Annotated in this window: 9 protein-coding genes; all 9 read right to left on the bottom strand. The window is 49.9% G+C overall.

All coding sequences use genetic code 11. From position 1 onward, the window contains the following. Positions 1-518: 518 nt before the first annotated feature. The 9 genes from dusB to FC99_RS10470 all read right to left on the bottom strand — a co-directional run bounded on the left by dusB (position 519) and on the right by FC99_RS10470 (position 10,428). The gene (dusB, locus tag FC99_RS10510) at positions 519-1,538 is read right to left on the bottom strand and encodes a tRNA dihydrouridine synthase DusB (protein ID WP_048732526.1); all 1,020 of its coding nucleotides are present in this window, start codon (positions 1,536-1,538) and stop codon (positions 519-521) included. Positions 1,539-1,549: 11 nt separating this feature from the next. Continuing rightward, complete coding sequence (gene hslO / locus FC99_RS10505; RefSeq protein ID WP_048732528.1) at positions 1,550-2,437, bottom strand: Hsp33 family molecular chaperone HslO; 888 nt, start codon at positions 2,435-2,437, stop codon at positions 1,550-1,552. A 194-nt stretch (positions 2,438-2,631) separates the two neighbouring features. Further along, positions 2,632-4,779 carry an ATP-dependent zinc metalloprotease FtsH gene (gene ftsH / locus FC99_RS10500; protein ID WP_048732530.1) on the bottom strand — a complete coding sequence of 716 codons (2,148 nt, stop codon included), beginning with the start codon at positions 4,777-4,779 and terminating at the stop codon, positions 2,632-2,634. A gap of 108 nt (positions 4,780-4,887) precedes the next feature. Beyond that, positions 4,888-5,430, bottom strand: a complete 543-nt coding sequence (gene hpt, locus FC99_RS10495) for a hypoxanthine phosphoribosyltransferase (protein ID WP_048732533.1) — start codon at positions 5,428-5,430, stop codon at positions 4,888-4,890. A 16-nt stretch (positions 5,431-5,446) separates the two neighbouring features. Then, positions 5,447-6,814 carry a tRNA lysidine(34) synthetase TilS gene (gene tilS / locus FC99_RS10490; RefSeq protein WP_048732534.1) on the bottom strand — a complete coding sequence of 456 codons (1,368 nt, stop codon included), beginning with the start codon at positions 6,812-6,814 and terminating at the stop codon, positions 5,447-5,449. A gap of 81 nt (positions 6,815-6,895) precedes the next feature. Beyond that, complete coding sequence (locus FC99_RS10485) at positions 6,896-7,477, bottom strand: S1 domain-containing RNA-binding protein (protein WP_048732537.1); 582 nt, start codon at positions 7,475-7,477, stop codon at positions 6,896-6,898. A gap of 575 nt (positions 7,478-8,052) precedes the next feature. After that, positions 8,053-8,463, bottom strand: coding sequence for an FtsB family cell division protein (locus FC99_RS10480; RefSeq protein ID WP_048732539.1), 411 nt, complete (start codon positions 8,461-8,463; stop codon positions 8,053-8,055). Positions 8,464-8,573: 110 nt separating this feature from the next. Further along, the gene (locus tag FC99_RS10475; RefSeq protein ID WP_048732541.1) at positions 8,574-8,846 is read right to left on the bottom strand and encodes an RNA-binding S4 domain-containing protein; all 273 of its coding nucleotides are present in this window, start codon (positions 8,844-8,846) and stop codon (positions 8,574-8,576) included. 1 nt (position 8,847) lies between these two features. After that, positions 8,848-10,428 carry a polysaccharide biosynthesis protein gene (locus FC99_RS10470; RefSeq protein WP_048732543.1) on the bottom strand — a complete coding sequence of 527 codons (1,581 nt, stop codon included), beginning with the start codon at positions 10,426-10,428 and terminating at the stop codon, positions 8,848-8,850. Positions 10,429-10,430: the final 2 nt, after the last annotated feature.

Genomic DNA, 10,430 nt, shown 5'->3' with positions numbered 1-10,430 from the left:
GACAACTTTTAAAGTATATCATGTCGTCAAAACCTTGTCAACAACTTTTTTAATTTATTTTGAATATATATTCAATATTCAGAAAGCAATCAATTTCGTTGATGTCGGTAGCAGACAACATAAACCATTGTATCAGTTGCTGTTTAGCTCGTCAAGCATAAATTTCAATTTGTATGGCTATCCATAAATCTAATTTTTATGCATCCAAGTTGGCTTGATGACAACAGATAATATCTTATCAATTTTCCTCAACAAGGTCAAGAGAATTCATCAAAAAAATCAAAATAAGCCAGCTTACCGCCAAAGCTACAAGTCATTCAGCCACAGTTACCCTAGTTGCCGCCTTGCCACAGCAAAACCATCCCAACCATTTTCATCCTCCCCTCCTCCTAAGCTAACAACTGCCTACATTATTATTCAGCCGTCCATAATTCAACTAACATCATAAAAAAAACGTGGTTCTTACCGGGAGAAGAAGCGTCCTTCCCAGCAAACCACGCGTTGACGATCTATTTACTTTACTGTGTATTGGAGAAGCGGCGAATTGGTGTGTCCCGGCTGTGGGCATTTCGTTTAGCCAAGAAGTTATTCAAAATGTCGACCATGACGGTTTCATCGGTCGCATCGGTCAATGCCACCTTCGTCCGGGCAGTGTGGGGGATTCCCTTTAGATAGTACGCCACTTGGTTGCGGAAATCACGAGGACCTTCAACCGCACCCTTAGCCGTACAGAGCTGATGGAGATGTTCCTTCGCAATGGTCACCTTTTCCGCCGCCGTTGGTTCTGGTAATAGCTCACCTGTCGCCAGATATCGGTTAATGCGTTGTAATAACCATGGATTACCCATTACGGCACGACCGATCATCACCGCATCGGCACCTACTTCATCCAACATACGCTTAGCATCTTGCGGTGTGCGGACGTCCCCGTTCCCCATAAACGGAATCGTTAAGTGTTGGGCAACATCGTGAAGAATATTCCAGTCGGCGTGGCCTTGATACATCTGCTTACGGGTCCGTCCATGCATAGCAATGGCACTCGCTCCAGCCCGTTCGGCGGCCAAGGCGTTCTCAACGGCAAACACATGCTGGTCATCCCAACCAGTGCGCATCTTCACGGTGACCGGTTTGTTCACGCTAGCAACCACAGCCGCCACCATATCATAGACCTTATCCGGATCCAATAGCCATTTGGCACCGGCATCCGTATTCACGACCTTATTAACTGGACATCCCATGTTGATATCGATAATATCCGCTGGCGTATGCTGGTCAACGAACTGGGCAGCCTGCACCAGCGTCTCCTTGGTCCCACCAAAGATCTGAATGCTCATTGGGTGTTCCTGCGGGGCGACCGTCATCATATCCAGCGTTCGTTGATTATGGTAGTGAATGCCCTGACCCGAAATCATCTCACAAACGACCAGACCCGCACCAAATTCCTTGCAGATCACGCGAAACGCCACATTGGTCACCCCCGCCATGGGAGCAACGACGACTCGGTTAGGAATCTCAACATCGCCAATTTTCCAGGTCATGTGGTTACCCCCTACTTAGCTTGGGCCCGCGCGAGGATGTCACGTAGGTCAGCTTCTGAGAATTGATACTTGTTGCCGCAGAAATGGCAAACGGCTTCCGCACCATGATCCTCATCGATCATTTCCTGAATCGCTTTCGGTTGGATAGCTGCTAATGACTTGGCGAACCGGTCCTTTGAGCAGTCACACTTAAAGGCGACCGGCATCTTCTGTAAAATTTTGACCTTTTCATCCTTAAACAGCAATTTCAAGATGTCTTCTGGTGTCTGCCCATCTAAGAGGAGTTCGGAAACCATTGGCATTTCCTTGATCCGTTGTTCCAAGCGGGCAATTGCTTCATCCGTTGCTCCCGGCATCACTTGAATCATGAATCCACCAGCGACTTTGACGGTGTTATTAGGCTGAACAAAAACGGAAACGCCTACCGAGCTCGGAATCTGTTCCGATTTGGCTAAATAATACGTGAAATCTTCGCCCAATTCACCAGATATTAACGGTACCTGTCCCGTGTAAGGTTGGCCTAAGCCTTGATCCTTGGTAACCGTCATCATCCCGTTGACCCCGACGGCCTTTTTCACATCAATCTTGTGCTTTTCATTCAACGGTAAGCTGATGTGTGGGTATTGAAGATAGCCCTTAACTGTACCATCTGCATTACCATCGACCACAATGGCCCCAACTGGTCCGTGTCCATTGACCTTGACCGTCAGCTTTTCCTTTCCCTTCAATAGAGAGGTCGAAAGCAACATGGTGCCAATCAATGTCCGACCAAGTGCTGCGGTGGCCGAACTCCAGGTATCGTGACGCCGTTGGGCTTCTGCGACCGTATCCGTAGCGTCCACCACGTAGGCCCGAAACATGCCGTCATCAATCAAACTTTTTACTAAATAATCTGCCATTATAAAATAAGTCCTTTCGTTACGTTAGTCATGCCTTACCTTACCAGAAACCGGTCCATTTGCAAATACTGTTACTTGAAAATATCAGTCACATCACTCGAATTTAGCTGTCAAAACCGCGAGTCATGACTCCTTTGTCATATTGACCCAAACAAAAAAGGGGCAAGATTAACATCTTACACCCTTTCAGTAACCTATTCAGAATCACTCGAATTATTATCATTTGCATCGGACGACTCATTTGAATCGGCTGAACTGTCTGCATCATCTGCTGCAGAACTCGTTGCGGATTCAGCTTCAGTGGCTGAATTGCTAGCAGCTGACGAAGCGAGCTTGGCTTCCGTAGAAGCTTGGCGTTCGGCTTCGCGCCGTTCGAGTTCACGCTTGGATTCTTCAAACGTTGCGGCCTTTTCACTCGGAAATTCGGCGTTGCTGTCCTTTTCAGGCATCTTCCCAGTGTTAAACAAGCTGAGGATCTGCTTTTCGTCCAGCGTTTCGTATTTCAATAAGGCTTCCGCGATAATCTTGTGTTCCGCTTTGTGTTCTTCGAGAATCTTCCGGGCAGTATCGTGCGCTTCCCCGATGATTCGACGAACTTCACTATCAATTAAGTTAGCGGTGTGTTCAGAGTAAGTTGGCTGACCCGGATAACCGGCCCCAGCAAATGGTTGGCCGCCAGCACTTTCCAGTGCAACAGTGCCTAACGCATCACTCATCCCATACTGGGTCACCATGGAACGGGCAATTTGCGTTGCCTGCTCAAAGTCATTGGAGGCTCCGGATGATTCAGAATGGAAGATTAACTCTTCAGCAGTCCGACCACCCATTAAACCAGCAATCTGTTCCATGGCATCCTTCTTGGACATCAGCATCTGGTCTTCACGTGGCAACATAATTGCGTACCCACCGGCACGACCACGAGGGACAATGGTGACCTTGTGGACGACTCGCGCATCGTTTAGCACTAAACCAACGATGGTGTGACCCGCTTCATGGTACGCCACGGTCTTCCGCTCTTGCGGACTGATGACCCGGTCCTTCTTAGCTGGTCCAGCAATGACCCGGTCTTCGGCTTCATCCAAATCAGAAGCGTCGATCTGCGTCTTGTTCCGCCGTGCAGCTAAGAGGGCAGCTTCGTTCAAAAGGTTTTCCAAATCAGCACCCACAAAACCAGGTGTTTGCTTAGAAATTTCCTTTAAATCAACGTCATTGGCTAATGGCTTATTCTTGGCGTGAACCTTCAGAATCGCTTCACGACCCTTAACGTCCGGACGACCAACTAAGATCTTCCGGTCAAACCGACCTGGCCGCAGTAAAGCGGGATCCAAAACGTCGGAACGGTTAGTGGCAGCCATCACAATGACGCCTTCACTCCCCGTAAACCCGTCCATTTCAACCAATAATTGGTTCAACGTTTGTTCACGTTCATCATGGCCACCACCCATGCCGGCACCCCGTTGACGACCAACCGCATCAATTTCATCAATGAAGATGATCGATGGTGCGGCCTTCTTGGCCTGATCAAACAGATCCCGAACACGGCTAGCCCCAACACCCACAAACATTTCTACGAAATCTGAACCAGAAATCGAGAAGAATGGGACTGCGGCCTCACCAGCAACGGCCTTAGCCAGTAATGTTTTACCAGTACCAGGTGGGCCCTCCAGTAAGACCCCAGATGGTATCCGGGCGCCCAAAGAAACAAACTTACGCGGATTCTTCAAGAACTCAACAACTTCGACAAGTTCTTGCTTTTCCTCCTCTTCACCAGCGACGTCAGCAAAACGAACCTTGTTCTCTTTGCTATCAGCCGGCTTGGCTTTACTCTTCCCAAAGTTCATGACACGGCCATTGCCGCCACCTTGGCCAGCTTGACCCATCATCATGTAGAAGAAGAAGAAGAAAATAACCAGCGGTGCTACGTAGACTAACAAGTTAATCCAGAAGCCGCTTGACTCTTCCGCCTTGGTATTCATCTTTACGTTGTGGTCCTTGGCAGTCTGCGCAATCTCGGAAACCGTCGAGTTATTCGTCAAGACCTGAGTCGTAAAGGTGGTCACTGCGGTACTCTGTGAGCCGCCGAGACTAAAACCGGTGTTGGTCGTCCGTTTCTGGGCGTTCCGGTATTCCCCGGTAATCTTGTAAACTCCCCCGGAAGGTTGAATGGAGAAGTTCTTGACCTTATTCGAATTCAAGTCCTTAACGAACTCGCTCGATTGGATTTCTTGGGATTGTGAGCTGGTGTTGTTCCCATTAAACAGGTAAACAACGCCAATGATCAACAAGAAGATCACAATGTAAAATAGACTATTGCGGAACAGTCCATTTCGTCGATTATTCAATGTCGTGCCTCCTTACTCACAGTTCCCAGCATTAAGATAGGAACAAATTTTAGAGCTTATGCCCTTTAACTAAATAAGATGTTATCACAATTGACTATCATTGACTAATTATTTATCTGAATAAACGGATGGCTTCAAAACACCAACGTACGGGAGATTCCGATATTTTTCTTCGTAGTCTAGACCGTACCCAACCACGAACTCACTAGGAACGTTAAACCCAACGTAATCGGCCTTGGCTTCAACCACGCGGCCACTAGGTTTGTCCATTAACGTGCAGACCTTGATGGACTTGGCGTTCCGGTCCTTCAAGAGGTCTTCCAGGTACTTCAATGTCCGGCCAGTGTCGATGATATCTTCAACTAACAAAATGTCACGCCCTGAAACGTCCGTGTCCAAATCCTTTAACAACCGGATGGTCCCAGAAGACTCCGTGCCCCCGTTGTAGCTAGAGACATCGATGAAGTCAATCGTGGCATAGATGTCCATATCACGGATGACGTCGGTCATAAACAAGATGGCACCCTTCAAGACACAAATAATTAAAGGCGTCTTGTCCTTGTAGTCCTCCGCGAGTTGTGTCCCTAAACGTTTGCAGGCTGCGGCAATGTCTTCCTCACTATAAAGGACCTTCAAAATATCGTTATTCATGCTGTTCCCCTTTCGCCTATTCATACTTCAAGACAATGTGATAGTTTTTTGTGTGCGACCGCGGTGGCCAAACGGACCATTTCACGCCTAAGACTGCTAGAACATCGTCCTGCGCCGTGACCAGTACGGGTGTCTGTGCGCGCTGTTCCCGGGGGACCTTCGCGTTGATCAGGACTCGCCGAACCGCTTGATGATGGCCATCAGCCAATCGTAAGCGATCCGTTGCTCTAGGTGAACGAACCACTAAAGGAAGTTGCGCCGCCGTCAGAGCAATCGTCTCGTGCTCAGAATATTCTGTTCCAGTATCCGTCGAGAAAAGGCCGAGTTGCCAACCATTACCGACCGGTCGCCATTGGTTCAAGTCTACCATAAAACTAAAATGTTCCACGGATTTTTCTACGAAAATTTTTGGTTGCCAGAACCGAAATCTGCCATAGCGTTTCGTTAATTGCCACCCCTGGCCAAACGCAACCGTTCCCGTCGGGTGTTCACGGCTCTTTAACAACCGTAAGCAAGCCGTTAAATGGGACGCACTCGCCGTCATCGCTGGCGCTGTTTGCTTAATTAACCGAGCCAACAAAAGTTGTTGTTCAGCCGCTGGACGTGCTAGTAATCGCTGAACATCCCCCGTCACGGGATCACGCTGACTAACGATCTGGGTCAACCGGTCATCTAGCGCTTGGTCGGCCACCGTCAGCGTTGCCTGTAACTGCCGGGCGTAATCCCGCAAATGCTGGTCGACCTGTGGATTTTCCCTACGTAGTGCCGGTAAGAGCTCGTGACGCACCCGATTGCGACTGGCAATCAATTCCTGATTCGTCGCATCTTCATACCAAGGAATCTGATGGGCAACGGCATATGCCCGCAACGCTTGCTTGGTAAATGGCAATAACGGGTGAATCACTCGCCCCCTCCCCAGCGGCCGTTGCGGCGCCATTCCGGTTAACTGAGACAACTGCCCCCCACGAATCAGCTTAAGCAGGATTGTTTCGGCCTGCTCATCGGCTTGGTGGGCCGTTGCTACCCAGTCGGCAGGCTGTTCCTTGAGTTGCCGTGCGAAGAAATCATAACGGAACTTTCGCGCGGCAGCCTCCGTTCCATGGTCTGGCTGCTGATCACGTGGCCAGACCGTCGTGACCAGCGGCAACTGGTGGTCACGACACCACCGTTTCAGGAAGGCAGCCTCTATTTTACTCTGCTCACGTAACTGGTGATTGACGTGGACAACGGTCAATTGTGGCCGCTCCGCCACTGGTAGCTGACAAAACAACGCCAGCAGCACCATAGAGTCAACACCGGTCGAGACGGCAACGAGTCCCCGTTGCTGCGGATCGTTCCACCCGTAGCGTCGACAGTTGCGCCGAAATTCGGTCTCTAGTGACACGTTGCTTCCCCTCCAATCACCTGATATGAAAAAGGGCCGCAACAAGTGCGGTCCTTTTAACTTCGGGTGCTAGTCGCTCGACTAACTGCGCCGGCCACCACGGCCGCCACGTTTACCTTCAGTGTTACGTTTAATCGTTGCCAAGCGGTCCTCACTTTGCTTCAAGAACCCTGACATCAAGTCGTCAAAACTTTCTTCATGTTTGGCTGCGTGATGGCCAGAGAAACGACCATTCGCTGAACTCCGGTGTGGCCGTGGCCCATTATTACCACCATTGCCTTCAAACCGCCGGCCGTGACCGCCATGATTCTCGCCACTATTATGATTGCCACCGTTACCGTGGAAATCGCGACTCCCACCATGATTGTTACCCTCACGGTTGTTGTCCCGATGTTCGTTGTGGCTATGTGGCCGTTCTGATGCCGGATGATCGGTGGCTTTCCGAATGGATAACCCAATCTTACCGTCATTGCCAACGGTCAAGACTTTAACCGTTACTTCATCACCAACGGATAAAACGTCGTGGATGTCCTTCACGTACCCGTCAGAAATTTCACTAATGTGGACCAAACCGGTCTTGTGGTCACCTAAATCAACAAATGCACCAAAGTTCGTAATTCCGGAGACCTTTCCGGAAACTTTAGCTCCAACCTCGATTGCCATAAACAAGAAGTTCCTCCTTAAAATAAGTGCTTTCAGTATAACACAATTTTAACCAATCCCAAACGACTAAAGTCAAAAACAGCATGCTCCGAACAACTTTTTTGACCGTGGTTAAAGCCTGTTAGATTAACTTTCTACCTGACTCCTTGATTTTCAGAAGCCTTTCGTTAACACCTTAAAACGTCTCGCTATTTTCAGAAAGCGTTAATAGTATTTTAATAACCCGTTCTAATGGCGACTTGCAACAAAAGTCTGGTCTGCATTGACAGCTACTCATACCCCGCCAGTCCACGTCGTGCTTTAACCAACCACTGATTAGTATACGCCTAGTTCTACAGAGGAGGCCAGGAATGGGGTCAGCCGTGGCGGTGGTATTAGCCCCGGGCAACTTTTGAGACCCGCATTCTTCGCGGCTTAAAAACGAGTCAAAAGACCGGTCCATAGGCAAGAGCGTCCCCACAGCAGATAGAATTCCCGGTAGCCGCAGCGCGAACAATTTAAGCAATCCTAATTTTCTACAACTAGTGCGTAAAAAAAGCGACTCCGGATAAACTACCCGAAATCGCTCATTACACTTACTTGGCCGTCACATCGTTCGCATGGTCCCCCGGCAAACTATAAATAGTTTCATCGGACTTAGAATAATAGTACTTTGACCGAATCAACTGTCCCAAGTAATCCTTGTTGTTTAACTGTTTGATTTGTAATTTAAGGTCCTGGCTATCTGCTTTGGTCTGCTTCAGCTGCCGTTCACTCGTAGCCACCTGTTGGTTGACCGTGTGTAGGCTCGCATTAGTGCGGACCAGCTGAATTCCGAGGATGATCGCAAAAACAGCAAAAACAGCCCCAATACGCAATGCCCGACGAATCCGGCGGTGACGCAACCACCCTGTTCGGTGGGTTGCGGCGTGCTGCCGATTCAAGCGTCGCGTATAGTCATTGTCAAGCTGTTCAATTTTTGCCGGTTTCGGCTGCGTATCAGCCATCCCACTCACTCCTCAGTTTTCACCAGATAATTTAACTTGAGTATAGCAAGTTTCAAATTGTACGTCCAGACAGTTAAGTACATTGTAAAACATTCGTCATATTTGGGGCGTTATTCTTGCCGAAAATCCTGAGCGTATTCCTCTTTGACGATGGTGTACATCCGCTCCGCATCATCCTTCTTCGTGGTTTCCAGCAAAACATTAACTTTGACCGTTAATGTTTTGTTACCAAACTTAATAACCAGTTCATCATTTGTTGCCACATCCGTTGATGACTTGGCAACCTTCCCGTTAATTTCGATCCGTCCCTTGTCCGCAATTTCTTTGGCTACTGAGCGGCGTTTAATGATCCGTGAAACTTTTAAATATTTATCTAATCGCATATTATTTTCCTCCGTGTTGACTTATTTTTTGCCATAAGCGTAAGACCGCTTTGGCGTGGGGCACCGCTAACCACTCCCGTACCGTCAGGAGTTGCCAACTCAAGGCTAACCCCAAGAACAGCAATCCGCCCACTGGAATTGTGACCAGTAGTGCACCCCCAGCTGCTAGTCTGCTGGTCATGATCGCCGGCCACCAGAATGCCAGAAGCATGGCCGTAAACCGTACCCCCGCAACCATTAAGATGGTACAGCCGAGAAGCTTACGGATAAACGGTCGCGACCAAATCCCGGCACGTAACTCATTGGGAGAGCCATACCAGATGACGAGAAACATCACCACTAGGCTCAGTACCGTCAGCCAGCTCGCTCCACTGGCTCCAAAACTGCGTACAGCCCAGTGGTTAACGACGGCCTTGACCAGCAGACCGACCGTCAGCGCCACCACCGTCAGTCGGTACGCATTTTTACTCTGAAGCACGCTATTATACGTTTGAATCAAGGTGGCCAAGATAATGCTCAGCATGTAGACGCCCAGCATCCCCGACCCCTGCTCATCACCAAACAACAAGCGATTGATCCACGGCATCAGACTGATCAGTCCAGCGGCGGCCGCCGTGGCAATCACCAACGCAATGTGCATCATGGTCGTCGTCAGTTGCTTGAAGGCTTTGGGCCGGTGTTGGTGTTGCGCTTCGGCCAACGCCGGCAGGAGTGACGTGGCAAAGGCCACCGCCACCACTAAGCCCAACTGGACCAGTGGCTGAGCACGGTCATAGACCCCCTTTAAGCTTTTCGCCGCTAGGTCGCCCATACCACTCGCCACCAACCCGTTTTTCACCGTAAATGAATCCACGAGTTGGAGCAGCACCATCATCGCCGTCAGCAGGCACAATGTCCCACCTTCGATCAGTAACCGCCGACCCACATGCGCAACATTTTTCCCCGTCGTCACTGATCTTTGACGCCAACCAGGTAACACAACGAGTGCCGCCACCGCAGCAATCGTCCCGCCACTCAGCGCCCAGGTCCCCATTCGGTAGACCGACCACTGGTGCTGGGTCGCCCAAGCGGCCGCCACCAAAATAACGACCACACGGACCAACTGCTCAACGACTTGGGAACGCGCAGTTGGTAACATTTGAAATTGGCCTTGATGGTACCCCCGACTCACAGACAGGTCGGGCATGAACAGAAACATCCACGCCACCATCTGAATCAATGGGGCCAACTGCCGGTCGCCCATTCCCCGAGCTAGCACATCTGCACCCAACATCAGGCCACCAAAAATCACTAACGCAAGTCCCCAGACCCACCGATAGATCTGGCGGGCGACCTGCTGTTGACTTGGCAAATCCGGGGCTTCGGCAATCAGCTTAGAAATAAACACAGGCAAGCCACTGAGGGCAAAGGTCATCCCGATCCCGTACAGCGGATAGACCTGTTGATAGACATAAAATCCGGTGTTGCCGACCATGTTTTGAAAGGGCACCCGGTAGACCGCACTCAGTAACTTGGCAATAAACGCCGCCACCGAGAGAATCAGGGCCCCTTGCAAGGTCTTATTCACGTTGCGGTTGCCCATGG

Origin of the sequence: Levilactobacillus koreensis JCM 16448 (genome assembly GCF_001435525.1) — a bacterium.
Taxonomy (GTDB): Bacteria; Bacillota; Bacilli; order Lactobacillales; family Lactobacillaceae; genus Levilactobacillus; species Levilactobacillus koreensis.
The sequence above is the reverse complement of the archived record's forward strand: the minus strand, read 5'-3'. Positions and strand labels throughout refer to the sequence as shown.

Excerpts from the sequence above, each read along its gene's own strand:
- dusB (WP_048732526.1), bottom strand. The coding sequence starts at position 1,538 with ATGACCTGGAAAATTGGCGATGTTGAGATTCCTAACCGAGTCGTCGTT.
- hslO (WP_048732528.1), bottom strand. The coding sequence starts at position 2,437 with ATGGCAGATTATTTAGTAAAAAGTTTGATTGATGACGGCATGTTTCGG.
- hpt (WP_048732533.1), bottom strand. The coding sequence starts at position 5,430 with ATGAATAACGATATTTTGAAGGTCCTTTATAGTGAGGAAGACATTGCC.
- FC99_RS10485 (WP_048732537.1), bottom strand. The coding sequence starts at position 7,477 with ATGGCAATCGAGGTTGGAGCTAAAGTTTCCGGAAAGGTCTCCGGAATT.
- FC99_RS10480 (WP_048732539.1), bottom strand. The coding sequence starts at position 8,463 with ATGGCTGATACGCAGCCGAAACCGGCAAAAATTGAACAGCTTGACAAT.
- FC99_RS10475 (WP_048732541.1), bottom strand. The coding sequence starts at position 8,846 with ATGCGATTAGATAAATATTTAAAAGTTTCACGGATCATTAAACGCCGC.
- FC99_RS10470 (WP_048732543.1), bottom strand. The coding sequence starts at position 10,428 with ATGGGCAACCGCAACGTGAATAAGACCTTGCAAGGGGCCCTGATTCTC.